The sequence below is a fragment of the Desertibacillus haloalkaliphilus genome (assembly GCF_019039105.1).
Lineage (GTDB): Bacteria > Bacillota > Bacilli > Bacillales > KJ1-10-99 > Desertibacillus > Desertibacillus haloalkaliphilus.
The window spans coordinates 1-394 of record NZ_JAHPIV010000267.1 but is presented as its reverse complement, the minus strand read 5'-3'; the positions used below and the strand labels follow the sequence as shown (position 1 = coordinate 394).

At 40.4% G+C, this 394-nt stretch carries 1 protein-coding gene; it reads right to left on the bottom strand.

The genetic code is table 11. From position 1 onward, the window contains the following. Positions 1-394 (bottom strand): FGGY-family carbohydrate kinase (locus KH400_RS21865; RefSeq protein ID WP_246589979.1); only part of this gene is annotated, 394 nt, incomplete at both ends.

The window sequence follows — 394 nt, the reverse complement described above, 5'->3', positions numbered from 1 at the left end:
GAATCAACTTTTCCAATAGAAACTAGTGCTGTCCAGGCTGCTCCCCATGCTGCACTATGATGACTTTCTGGAACATATACTTCTTTACCAAACACATCAGCAACCATTTGAAGCCACAAGCTAGACCTAGCCAATCCGCCGTTAACAAAGAGCTTTTCTGGTTCTCCTGCCACTCGTTCTAGCGCTTTTCCAATTTGGTATAAATTAAAGGTAATTCCTTCAAGTACTGCTCGAACAAAATGTTCTTTTTTATGAGTGATGGTTACTCCAAAGAAATTTCCTTTAGCTCGTTGATTCCATAATGGCGCTCTTTCGCCATTAATGTATGGATGAAAGAGAATTCCTTCTGCTCCAGGAGAAACTCGTTCTGCTTCTTTTGTTAGTTCATCAAAAC